Here is a 15,454-nt window from a genome sequence, read left to right on the forward strand (position 1 = left end):
GCCTACTCCCCTGCCGCCGAAAGTCCCTGTTCCACCAGATGCGGCACCATGGCGCCGACCGTCTCGAAGTCACGGCCCACGGTCTTGCCGGCGAGGAACCGGGCATGGATCCCCTCCAGGATGATCGCGAGCTTGTAGTACGCGAACGCGATGTACCAGTCCAGCTGCGCCAGGTCGACCCCGGTCGCCTCGGCGTACCAGGCGGTCAGCTGCCCGGCGGGCGGGAAGCCGCTGCCGGGTTCGAGCCCGCCGCCGGGCCGGGCGCCCTGCTCGGCCAGCACCGTGTACACGTGCAGCAGCCCGACGTCGGCCAGCGGATCGCCCAAGGTGCACATCTCCCAGTCGAGCACCGCCAGCACCCGGGTCACCGCCGGGTCGAACATGACGTTGTCGAGCCGGTAGTCCCCGTGCACGATCCCGGCCCGGCCCGAGTCCGGCACCGCCCCGGCGAGCCGGTCGTGCAGCCGCTGCAACCCGGGCAGCTCCCGGGTGACCGAGCGCTGCCACTGCTTGTGCCAGATGGCGACCTGGCGCACCAGGTAGCCGTCGGGCTTGCCGAAGTCGGCCAGGCCCACCTCGGCCGGGTCGACGGCGTGCAGCGCCACCAGCACGTCCACCAGGGTCCGGCCGCAGCGCTCCGCCTGCTCGCGCGTCAGCGGATCGTGGCCCACGCCCCGCAGGACGACGCCCGGCACCTCGTCCATCAGGTAGAACGGCGAGCCGATCACCTCGGGGTCGGTGCACAGCAGCCAGGTGCCGGGCACGGGCACGCCGGTGTCGCGCAGCGCGCGGATCACCCGGTACTCCCGGCCCATGTCGTGGGCGGTGGGCAGCACGTGCCCCAGCGGCGGCCGCCGCAGCACCCACCGGGTGGCACCGTCGGTCAGCCGGTACGTCAGATTGGATCGGCCGCCCTCGATCAGCTCCCCGCGCAGCGGCCCGGCCAGCTCCGCCGCCTGGTCCGCGCCGGGCAGGGCGTCGCGCAGGTACGCGGCCAGCCGGACCGTGTCGATGCCCGGCGGATCAGGGAAGAGGCTCATCGCGGCGCCAGCTCCCGCACGGCGCGCTCGGCGTCCAGCCCCGGCAGCGGCACCAGCGCCAGCACCGGGGTGTCGATCCCGGCCGCCGCGTACCGGGCCACGTGCTCGCGGCACCGCCCGTACGACCCGTGCACGATCAGCGCGTCGACGACCTCGTCCGGGATCGCCGCGGCCGCCTCCTTGCGCTGCCCCGCCGCCCAGGCCGCGTGCATGGGCGCGAGCTGCTCGCCGCGCCCCAGCCAGTCGTGGAACGCCGCGTACACGCTCACGGTCAGGTACGCCGCGATCAGCCGCCGCCCCAGTGCCCGTACGGCGCCGGCGTCCTCGCTCGGGCACACGAAGATCCGGGCGGCCAGCTCCTTCGGGCCCAGCTCGGCGCGCACCTTCGGCACGTCCTCGACGGCGAGCCAGTTGGTGATCGCCCCGTCGGCCTCGCGCCCGGCCAGGCGCAGCATGCCCGGCCGCAGCGCGGCGAGCAGGATGCGCGGCGGTTCGGCAGGGGCCGGATCGAGGGCGAACCCGCGCACGCCGAAGGTGTCGTACGCCGTGTCGATCTTCTGGCCGCCCAGCGCGGCCCGCAGGAAGCGCAGCGTGTCGCGGGTGCGCTGGAACGGCTGGTCGAAGGCGGCCGCGTTCCAGTTCTCCACGATCACCGGTGAGCTGGCGCCGACGCCCAGCGCGAACCGGCCCGGCGCGAGCTGCGCCAGCGCGGAGGCGGTCATCGCCAGCAGGCCCGGACCCCGGGTGTAGACGGGCGCGATGGCGGTGCCCAGCCGCAGCGTGGGGGCGTGCTCGGCGGCCAGCACCAGCGGCGTGAACGCGTCGACGCCGTTGGTCTCGGCGGTCCAGACCCCGGTGTAGCCCAGCTCGGCCAGCAGCGGCAGCAGCCGCCGGTGCTCGGCCAGCGGCACCCCCGGCAGCGGGACGGTGATCTCCCAGCGCCCGCTCATCCCACGGTCACCGAGGTACGGATCAGCGACCCGCCGTCGACGGTCAGCGTCTGTCCGGTCATCCATCCTGACGCCGACCCGGCCAGGAACACCGCCACCGAGGCGATGTCCTCCGGCTCACCGATGCGCCCCAGCGGCAGCACCGCGTTCATCTGCTCCTCGAACGGCTCCCACAGCGCACGGGCGAGCTGCGTACGCACCAGCCCCGGCGCGATCCCGTTCACCCGCACCGACGGCGCCAGCTCGGCGGCGAACTGCCTGGTCAGGTGGATCACCGCGGCCTTGGTCGCGTTGTAGTAGCCGATCCCGTGCTCGGTCACCAGCCCGCCGACCGAGGCGATGTTGACGACGCTGCCGCCGTGCCGCGCCATCGAGGCGTGCCACACCGCCTGCGTCCACAGCACGATCGACAGCTGGTTGACCTGCACCGTCTTCTCCGCCTGGGACACGCTGATGTCGACCAGCGGCCCGAAGTACGGATTCGTCCCCGCGTTGTTGACCAGCACGTCCACCGTGCCGAACCGCTCGACCGCCGCGGCCACGCACTCCTGCACCTGCTCCGGCTCGCCGACGTGTGCCGCCTTCGCGAACACCCCCACCTGCGGGTACGCCTCCGCCAGCTCCGCCGCGACCGCGTCCAGCGCCTCCTGCCGCCGCGACACCAGCACCACGTTGGCGCCCTCGGCCGCCAGCGCCGTCGCGATGCCCTTGCCGATCCCCCGGGAAGCGCCCGTGACCAGCGCCGTCCTGCCCCGCAGACCCGTCTCCACCTGTCCAGCCTCCACGTCGATGTTTGACGCACGCGCGGTCGGCGCCTACCTTACCCAACAGACCGACCGGTCGGTATGGAGCTTGCGGCAGCCCGCCGCCCGCTGTCAACCGCCGACACCCCTACCCGAACGGAGTGGGCACATGCGCGTGGCCGGTTCCACCGTCGTCATCACGGGCGCCACCGGCGGCATCGGCGCCGCCCTGGCCCGCCGCTTCGCCACCGAGGGCGCGACCGGCCTGTGCCTGTCCGACCGCCCCGGCACCCCGCTCGACGCCCTGGCCGCCGAACTGTCCGCCGCAGGCGTCCCGACCATCACCGTCGAAGCCGACGTCGCCGACGAGCAGCAGGTCACCGCCCTGGTCGAGGCGGCCGAACGAGAACTCGGGCGCATCGACCTGTTCTGCGCCAACGCGGGCATCGGCACCGGCGCGGGCCTCGACGCCGACCCGGCCGTCTGGGCCGCCGCCTGGTCGGTCAACGTCATGGCGCACGTGCACTCCGCCCGCGCCGTGCTGCCCGGCATGCTGGCGCGCGGCCACGGCTGGCTGCTGCACACCTGCTCGGCGGCCGGGCTGCTCAGCTCCCCCGGCGACGCTCCCTACGCGGTCACCAAGCACGCGGCGGTCGCGTTCGCCGAATGGCTGTCCATCGAGTACGGCGACCGCGGCATCGGCGTCAGCGTGCTGTGCCCGCAGGGCGTACGCACCCCGCTGCTCACCGACGGCCTCGCCGCCGGGTCCCCCGCCGCCCTGGCCGTGGCCCGCGCCGGCACCATCCTCGAACCCGAGGAGGTAGCCGACGCCACCGTCACCGCCCTGGCCGAGGGCCGCTTCCACATCCTCCCCCACCCCGAGGTCGCCGAATACCTCCGCCGCAAGGCCACCGACCCCGACCGCTGGCTCTCCGCCATGCGCCGCCTCCGCTGACCCTCCCCGCCCCCGCGTCTGCCGCGCGTGGTTTGCGTGCAGTTTCGGGGAAAGTGCACGAATCTTGGACCTGATTCCAGCACTTTCCCCGAAACTGCACGCTGAAGAACCGCGCGTCAGGCGGGTGTCAGGACGGTGATGCGGTCGGCGTCGACGCCCGTGGCGAGGCAGTCCGCGATCGCCTCCGCCCGGGCCGACTCCCAGTGCTCGATACGGCCCGCGATCGCGGCCGCGATCAGGGCGAGCTCGCGCACCGTGCGGGCGTCGGCGTCCGAGGGCGGGTGCTCGCGCGCCGCGGCATAGGCGTCGGCGACCTGGACCGGGTCGGCCGCGGCGACCTCGATGACCTCATCGAGATCCCAGCCGTGGTGCACGACCAGGTTGGCCGCGTACAGGTTGCGGTTGGCGGCGACGTAGTCGAGGTGGTGGCGGGCGAAGGCGATCACGTCGGTGGCCTTGCGCGCCCGTGCCAGCGGATCGTCCGGCAGCGGCAGGCGGGCCTCGTTCAGCTGCCGGATCGCGGTGTGGCGCGCCTCGGTGAGCAGTTCCCGCAGCTCGGTGACGACCTGCTGGCGGTGCAGCAGTTCGTGCCCGGCGTCGTACAGGTGCTGCGGGGCCGTGGTCACGCACCACTGCGCGACCAGGCGGGGTCGTCCCTCATGCTCGCTGTAGGCGCAGATCGCCTCAGCGAGATCGGCCCGGGACCAGACCCGGCTGCCGTGCAGGTATGCCGCCGCCTCGTCGCGGGCGGCCAGGGCTGTGCGGTAGGCCTGACGGATCTCGGCGCTCACAGCGCACGCGTTGAACGCGCCGCCGGAGGTGCCGGACCGCCGCACGGCCCGCAGGTCTTCGCGGAGCCTGCCCAGATCGATGTGCGCCAGCGGATCGCCGACGCCTGCCCGCGTCGTCTCCATTTCCGCAGTTTATCCCGCTATCTCGGCCAGGTACCCACGTCGCGCGAAGCAGGGTCACGGCTGATCGACGCGGATCATCGCGATACCGGGTCGCACCTTCGCGACCGAGGCGAAGTCGGCATCCGCGTGCAGGAGGGTGAGTCGCTGCTCGGCTGCCGTCAGCGCGATGACGATGTCCATCGGGGAGGGGCCACGGTGGTGCCCGATGCGGATCAGGTCCCGCTGCACTGCCAACACCTGCCGCCAGGGTTCCTCGATCGGCGGACACCAGCTGAATGTCTGTTTCAGGACGGCGAAGAACGGCTCGAAGTCGCGATCTGACCGGACCGAGACCATCAGCTCCGACTCGACCGGAGAGGTGACGGCCACGAGGCCCTGCGCGACATACGTGACCCACGGCTCCCCGATCTGCCCGCGCAGGATGCGCCAGACGGCGGAGGTGTCGGCGAGGTAGCTCATCTACCCGACCGCTCCTGCTCCTCCAGCACCTCGAAGTCGAGGATCTGATCAGCGTTGTCCTTCAGCCAGGCAAGCCCGCGAGCCCGGTCGTCCGCGCTGGTGCCGGCAGCGATGGCCAGGGCTCGGTTGATCGTGTCACGCTTTGTCTTCGTGCCGAGCTGCTGCTGTGCGAAGGCCAGCACCGACTCGTCTAGATCCACCACTGTGCGCGCCATACCCGTCTCCGTCCTCGTCGATATACATGACTAAGCATCAAGATATCACCACTGGCATATCGGTGCCGCCAGCCGTTCGAGCGCCAGTCCCGGTGGGTGGGCAGGGGCGGCGCGGGGTGGCGGGATGGTGTGAACTGGTTCACGAGCGCAGCGTCGGGCTCGGCGGCCGCACCCCGGCCGCATCCGCCGCGTACCGCGCTCACCCGGGGCGTATCGCGCGGGCACACCTCCGCTACCCCTGGAGCGACAGCGTGCAGACCCCTGCCCCCCAGCTGCGCGACGTACGCCGCCGCGCCGACCTGCTCAGCCTGGCCGCCGCCGCGTGTGACGCGGGCGTGCCCCTGCTGGCCCCCGCCACCCGGACGGCCGCCGCGCCCGAGCCGGTGCTGCCGCTGCTGCCGACCGAGTGGGTCGAGCGCAGCCGGATCGCCACCGCCGCCGAGCGCTACACCACGTACACGCGCGGCGCCGTCGAATTGCACCTGCACACGATGCTGGGCTGGGGCGAGCACACCCCGCAGCGCCAGATCGCGCAGCTCAACCTGGGTGCCTTCCGGGTACGGGTCAGCGCCGGCACCACCTGGCGCGGCTTCGAGGCGTGCTGGAGCGACGGCACCGCCCGCCACCGCCTGGTCTGCCGCGCCCCCCTGCGCCTCGCCGACTTCCTCGACCTCCTCCTCACCCTCCACTGGGAGTGAGCCCACCGGCGCAGGGCGCGCGCTCCGTCAGGGGCGGAAGTGGAGGCGGGTGACGGTCTCCGCGACGCAGCAGGGCTTGTCGCCGGAGTCGGTGCCGATCGTCATCTGGGCGGCGAGCTGCACGCCGCCGCTGACCGGCTCGACCGTGAGGAACCGGGCGCTCAGCCGTACGCTCGCGCCCACGCGCACCGGCGCGGGGAAGCGCACCTTGTTCAGCCCGTAGTTGACCGCCATGGCGACGCCGTCGAAGCGGTACAGGTCGCGCACCAGCAGCGGCAGCAGCGACAGGGTCAGGTACCCGTGGGCGATCGTGCCGCCGAACGGGCCGTGCGCGGCGCGCTCGGGATCGATGTGGATCCACTGGTCGTCGCCGGTCGCGGCGGCGAACGCGTCCACCCGCTCCTGCTCGATGCGGTGCCACGGGCCCGGCCCGATCTCCTCGCCGATCGCGGCCGCCAGGTCGTCGGGGGACGTGAACACGCGCATGCCGGGCTCCTCCTGTACGCGGCTGCTCTGCCGCACCCGCATGGTAGCCGCGTACGCGTACGGCCCACCCGGGCAGTGGGTGGGCCGTACGCGCGGGCCGCGGTGGCCGGTCAGACCGATCCGTGCCGACCGGCCACCTGGTCAGGCGCGGGTCACGGCGTGGTGCAGGCGAAGCCGCTCGCCGTCGACGTGTCACCGTTCGGGCGGCTGACCTGGAAGCCGAACGCCACGCTGGCACCCGGCGCCACCGTGGCGTTCCAGCCGACCGGCTTGACGGTCACGTTCTGGCCGCTGACGGTCACCGTGCCGTTCCAGCTGCCGGAGATCGTGTGACCGGCGGGCAGCGTGAAGGTGACGGTCCAGCCGGTGATGGCGGAGGTCCCGGTGTTCTTGACGGTGACCGGGTCCATCACGTAGCCGTTGCCCCACGAGGTCTGCACGGTCGCGGTGGCCGTGCAGCCGCCGGTGCCACCGCCGGAGGTGGTGACGGTGACCGTGTTGGACACCGACGAGAGGTTGCCCGCCGCGTCCTTGGCCCGCACCTGGTAGCGGTACGAGGTGGACGCCGACAGCCCGCTGTCGGTGAACGACGTGGTGGCCGAGGAGCCGACGACCGCGAAGGAGCCGCCCGAGGTGCCGGGAGCGCGCAGGATGTCGTACCCGGTGACGCCGACGTTGTCGGTCGAACCGGTCCACGACAGGCCGGTGCCGGAGGCGGTGGTGCCCGAGGCGGCGAGGCTGCTCGGCGTGGACGGCGGCGTGGTGTCGCCGGTGCCGCCGGAGGTGGTGACGGTGACCGTGTTGGACACCGACGAGAGGTTGCCCGCCGCGTCCTTGGCCCGCACCTGGTAGCGGTACGAGGTGGACGCCGACAGCCCGCTGTCGGTGAACGACGTGGTGGCCGAGGAGCCGACGACCGCGAAGGAGCCGCCCGAGGTGCCGGGAGCGCGCAGGATGTCGTACCCGGTGACGCCGACGTTGTCGGTCGAACCGGTCCACGACAGGCCGGTGCCGGAGGCGGTGGTGCCCGAGGCGGCCAGGTTGCTCGGCGCCGACGGTGCCGTCGTGTCGTTGTTCGGCGAGCCGCCCAGTGCGGTGTAGACCGCCGTGTACGACGGCTTCACCTGGTAGTTCTCGTCGTAGATCAGCGCCGCGCCCTCACTGGGGAACGTGTCGGGCACCCACGAGTACTTGTCGGAGAAGCCCCAGATGGTGATGCCGGTGCAGGCCGAGACGGCCAGGCAGGCGTTGACCACGTTGGTGTAGTACTGCGCCTGGGTCGCGTCCTTGGCCGAGGTGCGCGGCGTGGGGATGCGGATGTCGAGCTCGGTGATGCGCACCGTCACGCCCAGCGCGGCGAACCGGGCGATGTTCTGCTGCATGTCGCCGGGGAAGCCGTACTGCGTCGACAGGTGGGTCTGCAGGCCCACGCAGTCGATCGGCACGCCCTGGCTCTTCAGCGTGCTGACCAGGTTGTACATCGCGGTGCTCTTGGCGTTGACGCCCTCGACGTTGTAGTCGTTGATGCACAGCTTCGCGTCGGCGTCGGCCGCGCGGGCGGCGCGGAACGCGTCGGCGATGAAGCCCGAGCCCAGCGTGTTGTACCAGAAGCTGGTCCGGTAACCGCCGTTCTCGTCGAAGACCTCGTTGACCACGTCCCACGACTGCACGACGGGGTTGCTGGCGAAGTGACCGACCACGTTGGCGATGTGGTTGTTCATGGCGGTGCGCATCGCCGTGGCACCCAGGCTCTGCACCCAGGAGGGGGTCTGGCTGTGCCAGACCAGGGTGTGGCCGTGCACGACCTGGTTGTTGGCGGTGGCGAAGGCGACGATCTGGTCGGCGCCGGTGTAGTTGAACTGGCCGTTGTTGGGCTCGGTCGAGTCCCACTTCATCGCGTTCTCGGGCGTGATCTGGCTGAATTCGGTCTGCGCGATGGAGCGGTAGGCCGACTCGTTGGCCAGCGGCCCGGTGGCGGCCGCGAACCCGATGAACTTGTTCTTCGCCGCGGCCAGGGTCCGCAGCGGGGTGGCGGCGCTGGCGGGCTCGGCCGCCAGCACCGGTACGGCGAACGCCGCCAGCAGCGCCGCCACGGCGACGGGTGCCAGGCGGCGTGCTCGGGCGACAGGGACGCTGCGATGCGTCATTGTCTTTCCTCCTAGGGACGGGGCAGCTGTGCCGCATCGGCCGCGCACGACCCAGGTAGGGAGCGGTGCGGCGACGATCCGGGCAAGATCGGCGACGCAGCGGGGTCGGTCGCGGCCGATACGGCACACATCAATGGAAGCGCTCCCATTGTTCGGCCGCATCCCGTTGCAAGTCAACAACTTCCGGAAACTATCGGCCTTCGCCTATCCCGACCGTCGCGGCCGGAAGTTTCCGCGCTCAGCCCGCATCGCCGCCGTGGTCGGCGCGGTGCCGACCGCGAGCGGCGACCGACAATTCACGGAAAAATACCGGAAGGTGTACGGGTCCGAAGCCGCGCGACCGGCGGTCGGCGCCGTCAGCGCACGATCAGCCCGAGCGTCTGCGCGATCACGATGGCCTGGGCGTCGTCGATGGTCGCCCCGGCCAGTTCCAGTTCACCGGGGACGAACGCGGTCAGGTCGCTGCCGCGCAGGTCGGCCTTGCCGAACTTGGCCTTGGCCAGATGCGCCCCGGACAGGTCGGCGCTGACCACGGCGGCACCGGTCAGGTCGGCGCCGGTCAGGTCGACCTCGCGCATGCGTACCCCGTCGAAGCTGGTGCGGCGCAGGTCGGCCCCGCTCAGCCCGACGAACGACCAGTCGCCGCCGACGACCCGCAGCGGCCGCACCACGCACTCGGTGAACGTGCTGCCCACCATCTTGCAGCCGGTGAACTCGGCCTCGAACAGGTTGCACCGGGTGAACGTGCAGCGCAGGAACGCCGAGTCGGTGTGGTGCGAGGCGTTGAACCGCACGTTGCCGAAGACGCACTGCTCGAAGACGGCCCCCCGGGTCACCGCCTCGGTCAGGTCCACCTCGTGGAAGGAGCAGCGGACGAAGCGGCGCTCGGCGAACTCGTCGCCGTACCAGTCCTCGTCGCGGAAGACGGCGTCCTCGGTCACCTCGGTCACCGGCCCACCCTACCGAGGCCCGCCGGGGGCCGGACCCCGGCCGGACCTCAGGCGGTCGCGACCGGGACCGCCGCGGGCACCGCCGGGGCGCTGCGCAGGGCGCGCACCGCGGGCAGGGCGAGCAGCAGCAGCGCGGCCGGCGCGCCGACCGCGGTCATCGCGAACAGGGTCGGGCGCATGCCGAACGCGTCCGCGGCCGGACCGGCCACGGCCAGCCCCACCGCCATCAGCCCGGTCGACACCAGGTGGTCGTACGAGCTGACCCGCGACAGCGACGCCTGCGGCACGTGCTCCTGCAGCGCCGTCTCCCACAGCGTGAACGCCAGCGACACCGCGACGCCGGTGACCGCCTCCAGGGCCGCGATCACGAGCAGGTTCGGCCCGGCCCCGATGACCAGCGCCTGGCAGGAGGAGACGGCGAAGGCCACGGCGGCCACGATCAGCGGCCGCCGCACCCGTACCCGCAGCGCGATCAGGTCGCCGACGATCGAGCCGACGCCGAAGCCGGTCACCACGGCCGCCCAGCCCGCCGCGCCGCCGAACTCCCGCTCGGCCAGCACCGGGCCGAGCACGAACACCGACGGCAGCACGATCACGTGGTACACCGAGACCACGCCCATCGTCGCCCAGAGCCAGCTGCGCGAGCGCACCTCGGCGAACCCGTCGACGAGCTGCCGCAGGAACGGCGCGTGCTCGGCGGTGCTCTCCGGAGCGCGAGGATTCAGCCTGGCCAGGAAGTACGCGCTGACGCCGAAGGTCGCCGCGTCCAGCGCGATCGCGCCGCCCGGCCCGAAGCCCGCGATCAGGGCTCCCGCCACCACCGGACCGATGACCACGCCGGTGGAGAAGGTGAAGCCGCGCAGGGCGTTGGCCTCCTGGAGCCGGTGCTGGCTCACCACCAGCGGCATCAGGCCGGTGGCGGCCGGGGTGAAGAAGGCGTCGGCGATGCCGAACAGGCCCATCAGCACGACGAGGTGCCAGACCCGGGCCGTGCCGGACAGCAGCAGCGCCGCGATGGCGGCCTGGAGCACGCCGCGCACCACGTCGCTGGCGAGCATGACGCGGTGGCGGGGCAGGCGGTCGGCCCATACGCCGCCGACCAGGGCGAACAGCAGGAACGGCACGAGCGCGGCGGCGGCGACCAGGCCCACGTCGGAGGCGCTGCCGCCGACCGACAGCACCGCGAACGGCAGCGCGACCATGGTGATCCGGTCACCGAGCACCGACAGCAGCTGCCCGGCGAAATACCGGGCGAACTGCGGCTCCTCCCGCAGCACCGACGGCACCCCGACCCGCATGACGCCCACTCCCCTGACCCCGACACTCCCCGACCCCACGCACCCGCACCCCGCGCGCCCACGCGCCCACGCGCCCGTCAAGATCAGCCAAGTTGCCGGGCAATCGGGCGTATCTTGACCGTCCAAGTGCCCGATTGCCAGGCAACTTGCGCGGTCTTGGGCACGGGGCTGGGAGCGGCGGAGCCGAAGGCCCAGGTTAGGGGGCGGGCGAGGGGGCGGCAAACGGGTTTCCGCACGTGATCACCGGTGGCGGCTACGATGCTCGCGTGCCCGCCCCCACCCCCCGCGCCGGGCGTACGGCGCTGACCGCGGTGCTCATCCTGGCCGCCCTCACCGCACTGGCCTGCGGTGTCAAGCCCCAACGGGCCGACGTGGAGGGCACGGGCCCGTCCGGGGCGCCCGCCTCGACGGCCGCGCCGCAGGGGCCGCCGTCGGCGAAGGTCGGCCAGACGATCACCACCAGCGGCGGGCTGGGCGACAACCGGGTGTCGTACACCGTGGCGAAGGCCACCCGGCACACCGCCGCCCCGGACAGCTCGCTGATCCGCCCGAAGAAGGGCGTGTTCGTGGCGCTGGCGGTCGAGGTGCGGGTCGTGTCGGGCAAGACCTATGCCTGCTACTGCGACTTCGCGCTGGTCGCCGCCGACGGGTCGCTGTTCGAGCCGGTGCTGCCGTTCGGGTTCGACGACGGGATGCAGTCGGTGACCCTGAACAGCGGGGAGAAGGTCGCCGGGGTGGTCGTGTTCGACGTGCCGAAGGACGCGCTGGCGGGGCTGCGCGCCCAGCTGCGCCCGGACCTGGGCAACGACGTGCGCGGCTACTGGACGCTCTGAGCGTCAGAAGAGGGCGGACAGCACGCCGGACTCGGCGATGATGACGGCGCCGATGAGGATGAACACGGCCGGGACCAGGCGGTGACCGGCCTTCTCCAGTAGCGCGACCACGTGGCGATGGCCGCCGAGCCATGACCCGGCCAGGCACCACACCGCTGTCAGCAGTGCGAACACCGCGACGATGACGATGCCCGCGCCGAGCCCGGCGGTGCGCAGCACCGGGGTGTAGACGGCGATGTTGTCGGCGCCGTTGGCGACGGTCACCCCGGCCACGGCCCACGCGGTGCGGGCGGGCACGGCGGGGCCGTCCTGGCCGTCGCCGGCGCGGTGGCGCAGCAGCGTGCGTACGCCCAGAGCCAGCGGGACCAGGCCGAGCAGCCCGACCCACCGGCCCGGCACGACCGCCAGGCCCAGCGCGGCGGCGGCCGAGACGGCGATGAGCGCGGCGATGCCCGCGTACTGCCCGGCCCAGATCGCGCCCCGGGCCGGCACGCCCGAGGCGCGCGCGGACAGGAACAGCACCGTCAGCACGAGCAGGTCGTCGATGTTGGTGCCCGCGAACACGCCTGCGGCGGCGAGCGCGGTGCCGAGCGGCTGGGCCATGGCGGGCAGCCTACGGGGCGGCCGCCACGCCCGGCCCGTCCGGCTCGTTCGCCGAGACGGAGGCGCAGCGTGGCGATCATTTTCACCTATTCAAATCTGTCTACCTCATGCCTTATCCTCCGCAGGACCGGCAACCCCGGCACCACCGAAAAGAGGAGAACGGCGTGACGAGACACCCGATCCTGCGCGGCCTGGCGACTGTCGCCCTGGCCTGCGCCGCGACCCTGGGCGTGGGCATCCCCGCGCAAGCCGCCCCCGCCCCGGCCGCCGCCCTGGCGGCCATCCCGGACATCTCGCTGACCAACGTCAAGGCGCACCTCCAGCAGCTCCAGACCATCGCCACCGCCAACGGCGGCAACCGCCGCTCGACCACGTCCGGATACACGGCCTCGGTGACCTACGTCTACGACAAGCTCGTCGCCGCCGGGTTCAGCGTGGTGAAGCAGAACTGCACCTCAGGGTGTACGTCGGGAGCCGGTCCGAACGTGATCGCGGACTGGCCGGGCGGCGACGCCAACAGCGTCTACATGTTCGGCGCCCACCTGGACAGCGTCTCGGCCGGGCCGGGCATCAACGACAACGGCTCCGGCTCGGCGACGATCCTGGAGATGGCCCTCACGCTGGCCGCCACCAACCCGACGATGCTCAACCACGTCCGGTTCGGCTGGTGGACCGACGAGGAGCAGGGCCTCAACGGCTCTGATTTCTACGCCAACGCGCTGTCGTCGACCGAGCGCACCAAGATCAAGGCGTACTTCAACTTCGACATGGTCGCCTCCACCAACGGCGGCTACTTCATCAACCGCATCACGTCCACCCCGGGTCAGGTGCTCAAGCAGTACTACGACACCAACTTCCCGGGGCTGGCACCGGAGGAGAACGTCGAGGGCGCCGGCCGGTCCGACGACGCATCCTTCAACGCCGTGGGCGTGCAGACCTCGGGCGTCGCCGCGGGCGCCAGCGCCAACAAGACGTCGGCGCAGGTCACCAAGTGGGGCGGCACCACGGGCGACTACGACCCGTGCTACCACTCGTCCTGCGACACATACCCGAGCAACATCAGCGACACCGTGCTGAACCGCTCCGGCGACGCCGCCGCGTACGCGCTGTGGACGCTGGCCGTCGCGCCCGCCCCGGCGGTCAACGACTTCTCCATCGCCGCCACGCCCGCCTCGGGCAGCACCACCGCGGGCGGGTCGGTCACCTCGACCATCGGCACGGCGGTCACCAACGGCGCCGCGCAGACGGTGAACCTGACCGCTGCCGGGCTGCCCAGCGGTGCCACCGCGTCGTTCAGCCCGGCGTCGGTCAGCTCGGGCGGGTCGTCCACGCTGACCGTCACCACCACGACCAGCACGCCGACGGGCACCTACCCGGTGACGGTGACCGGCACGGGCACCGACGCCACGCACACCGCGACGTTCACGCTGACCGTGGCCGGGCCGCCCGGCTGCACCAGCAGCAACGGCACCGACGTCACCATCGCCGACCTGGCCACCGTCGAGTCGTCGATCACCGTGTCGGGCTGCGCGGGCAACGCGGGCTCGGCCAGCACGGTCGAGGTGCACATCGTGCACACGTACCAGGGCGACCTGGCGGTGAACCTGGTCGCGCCGGACGGCAGCGCGTACCTGCTGCACAACCGGACCGGCGGCGCGACCGACAACATCGACCAGACCTACACGGTCAACCTGTCGTCGGAGGTCGCCAACGGCACCTGGAAGCTGCGGGTGCAGGACGCCGCGTCGGGCGACGTGGGCTACATCAACTCCTGGACGCTGAGCCTCGGCGGCTCGGTGCCCCCGGCGTGCGGCGGCACCAACGGCACCGACGTGACGATCCCGGACAACACCACGGTCAACAGCACGATCGTGGTCTCCGGCTGCACCGGGACCGCCTCGGCGACCTCCACGGTGGAGGTGCACATCGTGCACACGTACAAGGGTGACCTGGTGGTGAGCCTGATCGCGCCGGACGGCAGCGCGTACGTGCTGTCCAACCGGGCGGGCGGCTCGGCCGACAACATCGACCAGACGTTCACGGTGAACCTGTCCACCGAGACCCGCAACGGCACCTGGACGCTGCGGGTGCAGGACGCGGCGGCTAACGACACCGGGTACCTCAACTCCTGGACGCTGACGCTGTAGCGATCTCGTCCGCACGACTCCGCGGCCCCGGGCATCACACCGCCCGGGGCCGCGGCCCGTTTCAGAGGGTCGAGCCCCTACCGGCGGTCAGGCCGGCTGGGGGGCGCTCATGACGTGTTCGAGCAGCGCCACGAGGATCTCCTTCACCGAGTCTCGGCGGCGGGCGTCGCACAGCCGCACCGGGACGTGCGGGTCCAGGTTCAGGGCCTGCTCGACCTCGTCCGGCTGGTACACCTTCGCCCCGTCGAAGCAGTTCACCGCCACCACGAACGGCATGCCGCGCTGCTCGAAGTAGTCGATCGAGCCGAACGCGTCCTCCAGCCGCCGGGTGTCGGCCAGCACCACCGCCCCGATCGCCCCGTGCGCCAGCTCGTCCCACACGAACGCGAACCGCTGCTGGCCGGGGGTGCCGAACAGGTACAGCACCAGCTCCGCGCTGATGGTGATGCGGCCGAAGTCCAGTGCCACCGTGGTGGTGTTCTTGCCCTCCACCCCGGACACGTCGTCCACGCCGACGCTCTCGTCGGTGAGGTACTCCTCCGTCAGCAGCGGCGCGATCTCGCTGATCGTGTCGACGAGAGTCGTCTTGCCCACGCCGAAGCCGCCGGCGACCAGAATCTTGAACGCGGCCGGTAGCGGCGCGACGTCAGAGTGCTCGGATCCCATCGATGACCGCCCTGAGGATGTCCTGGGTTGGCAGATGCCTGAGGTCCACCGGCGGTCGCCGGCGGATGAGTTGCCGCTCGGCCAGGTCGGCCAGCAGCACGCGTACGGTTCCCGCGGGCAGGCGCAGCCGCGCGGCGACCTCGGCCACCGACAGCGGCCGCTGGCACAGCCGGATGATCTCGGCCAGCTCGGTGCCCATGCCCGCGTCGACCGACAGCATCGGTCTGGTGGCCACCACCAGCTCGATCAGGTCGAAGTCGCCGTGCATGGGGCGGGTGCGGCCGCCGGTCATCGCGTACGGCCGCACCACCGGCCCGGCGTCGTCGTCCAGCCATCTCAGGCCGTCCGCC

General features: G+C 72.1%; 17 protein-coding genes. 4 read left to right on the forward strand and 13 right to left on the reverse strand.

Features of this window, described 5'->3' with window-relative positions:
• Positions 1 to 2: 2 nt before the first annotated feature.
• The 3 genes from Cs7R123_RS30215 to Cs7R123_RS30225 are packed head-to-tail and all read right to left on the reverse strand — an operon-like array spanning position 3 to position 2,760.
• Complete coding sequence (locus Cs7R123_RS30215) at positions 3 to 1,040, reverse strand: phosphotransferase family protein (RefSeq protein ID WP_212831453.1); 1,038 nt, start codon at positions 1,038 to 1,040, stop codon at positions 3 to 5.
• Positions 1,037 to 1,972 carry an LLM class F420-dependent oxidoreductase gene (locus Cs7R123_RS30220; RefSeq protein WP_212834679.1) on the reverse strand — a complete coding sequence of 312 codons (936 nt, stop codon included), beginning with the start codon at positions 1,970 to 1,972 and terminating at the stop codon, positions 1,037 to 1,039. The genes Cs7R123_RS30215 and Cs7R123_RS30220 overlap by 4 nt, the downstream gene beginning before the upstream one ends.
• A 14-nt stretch (positions 1,973 to 1,986) precedes the next feature.
• A complete protein-coding gene (locus tag Cs7R123_RS30225; RefSeq protein ID WP_212831454.1) occupies positions 1,987 to 2,760 on the reverse strand; it encodes an SDR family oxidoreductase in 774 nt (257 codons plus the stop codon).
• 142 nt (positions 2,761 to 2,902) lie between these two features.
• Here Cs7R123_RS30225 and Cs7R123_RS30230 point away from each other — a divergent pair, with 142 nt between their 5' ends.
• The gene (locus Cs7R123_RS30230) at positions 2,903 to 3,688 is read left to right on the forward strand and encodes an SDR family oxidoreductase (protein WP_212831455.1); all 786 of its coding nucleotides are present in this window, start codon (positions 2,903 to 2,905) and stop codon (positions 3,686 to 3,688) included.
• Positions 3,689 to 3,804: 116 nt separating this feature from the next.
• On the opposite strand, the gene Cs7R123_RS30235 is transcribed toward Cs7R123_RS30230, so the two are convergent.
• From Cs7R123_RS30235 to Cs7R123_RS30245, 3 genes are read right to left on the reverse strand one after another with little or no spacing between them, the layout of a single operon-like run.
• Positions 3,805 to 4,602, reverse strand: coding sequence for a hypothetical protein (locus Cs7R123_RS30235; protein ID WP_212831456.1), 798 nt, complete (start codon positions 4,600 to 4,602; stop codon positions 3,805 to 3,807).
• Between the two features lie 54 nt (positions 4,603 to 4,656).
• A complete protein-coding gene (locus Cs7R123_RS30240) occupies positions 4,657 to 5,061 on the reverse strand; it encodes a PIN domain-containing protein (RefSeq protein ID WP_212831457.1) in 405 nt (134 codons plus the stop codon).
• Complete coding sequence (locus tag Cs7R123_RS30245; protein WP_212831458.1) at positions 5,058 to 5,276, reverse strand: hypothetical protein; 219 nt, start codon at positions 5,274 to 5,276, stop codon at positions 5,058 to 5,060. The genes Cs7R123_RS30240 and Cs7R123_RS30245 overlap by 4 nt, the downstream gene beginning before the upstream one ends.
• 251 nt (positions 5,277 to 5,527) lie before the next feature.
• Here Cs7R123_RS30245 and Cs7R123_RS30250 point away from each other — a divergent pair, with 251 nt between their 5' ends.
• The gene (locus Cs7R123_RS30250; protein WP_212831459.1) at positions 5,528 to 5,974 is read left to right on the forward strand and encodes a hypothetical protein; all 447 of its coding nucleotides are present in this window, start codon (positions 5,528 to 5,530) and stop codon (positions 5,972 to 5,974) included.
• Between the two features lie 27 nt (positions 5,975 to 6,001).
• On the opposite strand, the gene Cs7R123_RS30255 is transcribed toward Cs7R123_RS30250, so the two are convergent.
• The 4 genes from Cs7R123_RS30255 to Cs7R123_RS30270 all read right to left on the reverse strand — a co-directional run bounded on the left by Cs7R123_RS30255 (position 6,002) and on the right by Cs7R123_RS30270 (position 10,855).
• Positions 6,002 to 6,460, reverse strand: coding sequence for a MaoC family dehydratase (locus Cs7R123_RS30255; protein ID WP_212831460.1), 459 nt, complete (start codon positions 6,458 to 6,460; stop codon positions 6,002 to 6,004).
• Between the two features lie 152 nt (positions 6,461 to 6,612).
• Positions 6,613 to 8,607, reverse strand: a complete 1,995-nt coding sequence (locus tag Cs7R123_RS30260) for an endo-1,4-beta-xylanase (RefSeq protein WP_212831461.1) — start codon at positions 8,605 to 8,607, stop codon at positions 6,613 to 6,615.
• 356 nt (positions 8,608 to 8,963) lie between these two features.
• Entirely contained in the window at positions 8,964 to 9,557 is a 594-nt protein-coding gene (locus Cs7R123_RS30265; RefSeq protein WP_212831463.1) for a pentapeptide repeat-containing protein, read from the reverse strand.
• 47 nt (positions 9,558 to 9,604) lie between these two features.
• The gene (locus Cs7R123_RS30270; protein WP_212831465.1) at positions 9,605 to 10,855 is read right to left on the reverse strand and encodes an MFS transporter; all 1,251 of its coding nucleotides are present in this window, start codon (positions 10,853 to 10,855) and stop codon (positions 9,605 to 9,607) included.
• 266 nt (positions 10,856 to 11,121) lie between these two features.
• Between Cs7R123_RS30270 and Cs7R123_RS30275 the strand changes: the two genes are divergently transcribed.
• Positions 11,122 to 11,688 (forward strand): DUF4352 domain-containing protein, encoded by a 567-nt coding sequence (locus Cs7R123_RS30275; RefSeq protein ID WP_212831467.1) that lies wholly within the window; start codon positions 11,122 to 11,124, stop codon positions 11,686 to 11,688.
• 3 nt (positions 11,689 to 11,691) lie between these two features.
• Here Cs7R123_RS30275 and Cs7R123_RS30280 read toward each other — a convergent pair whose 3' ends face one another.
• Entirely contained in the window at positions 11,692 to 12,291 is a 600-nt protein-coding gene (locus Cs7R123_RS30280; protein ID WP_212831469.1) for a cadmium resistance transporter, read from the reverse strand.
• Between the two features lie 164 nt (positions 12,292 to 12,455).
• Between Cs7R123_RS30280 and Cs7R123_RS30285 the strand changes: the two genes are divergently transcribed.
• Entirely contained in the window at positions 12,456 to 14,438 is a 1,983-nt protein-coding gene (locus tag Cs7R123_RS30285; RefSeq protein ID WP_374707041.1) for a proprotein convertase P-domain-containing protein, read from the forward strand.
• An 87-nt stretch (positions 14,439 to 14,525) separates the two neighbouring features.
• Here Cs7R123_RS30285 and Cs7R123_RS30290 read toward each other — a convergent pair whose 3' ends face one another.
• Both Cs7R123_RS30290 and Cs7R123_RS30295 read right to left on the reverse strand, forming a co-directional pair.
• Positions 14,526 to 15,104 (reverse strand): ATP/GTP-binding protein, encoded by a 579-nt coding sequence (locus Cs7R123_RS30290; RefSeq protein ID WP_212831477.1) that lies wholly within the window; start codon positions 15,102 to 15,104, stop codon positions 14,526 to 14,528.
• Positions 15,085 to 15,396 (reverse strand): DUF742 domain-containing protein, encoded by a 312-nt coding sequence (locus Cs7R123_RS30295; RefSeq protein WP_244872488.1) that lies wholly within the window; start codon positions 15,394 to 15,396, stop codon positions 15,085 to 15,087. The genes Cs7R123_RS30290 and Cs7R123_RS30295 overlap by 20 nt, the downstream gene beginning before the upstream one ends.
• Between the last annotated feature and the right edge of the window lie 58 nt (positions 15,397 to 15,454).

It is taken from the genome of Catellatospora sp. TT07R-123 (assembly GCF_018327705.1).
In the GTDB taxonomy this organism is placed as follows: domain Bacteria; phylum Actinomycetota; class Actinomycetes; order Mycobacteriales; family Micromonosporaceae; genus Catellatospora.

Coding starts and splice junctions, on each gene's coding strand:
- Cs7R123_RS30260 (WP_212831461.1), bottom strand. CDS start 8,607: ATGACGCATCGCAGCGTCCCTGTCGCCCGAGCACGCCGCCTGGCACCC.
- Cs7R123_RS30280 (WP_212831469.1), bottom strand. CDS start 12,291: ATGGCCCAGCCGCTCGGCACCGCGCTCGCCGCCGCAGGCGTGTTCGCG.
- Cs7R123_RS30235 (WP_212831456.1), bottom strand. CDS start 4,602: ATGGAGACGACGCGGGCAGGCGTCGGCGATCCGCTGGCGCACATCGAT.
- Cs7R123_RS30270 (WP_212831465.1), bottom strand. CDS start 10,855: ATGCGGGTCGGGGTGCCGTCGGTGCTGCGGGAGGAGCCGCAGTTCGCC.
- Cs7R123_RS30295 (WP_244872488.1), bottom strand. CDS start 15,396: ATGACCGGCGGCCGCACCCGCCCCATGCACGGCGACTTCGACCTGATC.
- Cs7R123_RS30230 (WP_212831455.1), top strand. CDS start 2,903: ATGCGCGTGGCCGGTTCCACCGTCGTCATCACGGGCGCCACCGGCGGC.
- Cs7R123_RS30255 (WP_212831460.1), bottom strand. CDS start 6,460: ATGCGCGTGTTCACGTCCCCCGACGACCTGGCGGCCGCGATCGGCGAG.
- Cs7R123_RS30240 (WP_212831457.1), bottom strand. CDS start 5,061: ATGAGCTACCTCGCCGACACCTCCGCCGTCTGGCGCATCCTGCGCGGG.
- Cs7R123_RS30215 (WP_212831453.1), bottom strand. CDS start 1,040: ATGAGCCTCTTCCCTGATCCGCCGGGCATCGACACGGTCCGGCTGGCC.
- Cs7R123_RS30245 (WP_212831458.1), bottom strand. CDS start 5,276: ATGGCGCGCACAGTGGTGGATCTAGACGAGTCGGTGCTGGCCTTCGCA.
- Cs7R123_RS30290 (WP_212831477.1), bottom strand. CDS start 15,104: ATGGGATCCGAGCACTCTGACGTCGCGCCGCTACCGGCCGCGTTCAAG.